Annotated in this window: 1 protein-coding gene; it reads left to right on the forward strand. The window is 67.5% G+C overall.

Annotated elements, in window-relative coordinates:
- Positions 1–523, forward strand: a 523-nt coding sequence (locus AC1DKQ_RS22470) for a transketolase-like TK C-terminal-containing protein (protein ID WP_476920289.1), incomplete at both ends; no start/stop codon positions are given.

Genomic DNA, 523 nt, shown 5'->3' on the forward strand with positions numbered 1-523 from the left:
CTGCCGTCATCACCTACGACCCGGCATACGGCTACGAGATCGGCGTCATCATGCGCGACGGTCTCAACCGGATGTACGGTCCCGGCCCGGCCGACAACGACCCGTCGCGGAACGTGATGTACTACCTCACGGTCTACAACGAGCCGATCCTACAGCCGCCGGCACCGGCGGAACTCGATGTCGAGGGCATCGTCAAGGGCATCTATCTGCTGGCGCCGGCCAAGATTGACGGCCCGCGCACGCAGATCCTGGCCTCGGGTGTGTCTGTTCCCTGGGCCCTCGAAGCCCAGCGGGTCCTCGCCGAGGACTGGGGCGTCTCAGCCGATGTCTGGTCCGTGACCTCCTGGACCGAACTGCGCCGCGACGCCATGGCCGCCGAGGAAGACGCCTTCCTTAACCCCGGCCAGCCCGCCCGCGTCCCGTTCGTGACGCAGCAGCTCGCCGGCGCCACCGGCCCGATCGTGGCAGTCACGGACTACATGAAGGCCGTGCCGGACCAGATCCGCCAGTTCCTGCCGAACGA

Source organism: Arthrobacter sp. 05L421 (assembly GCF_056397785.1).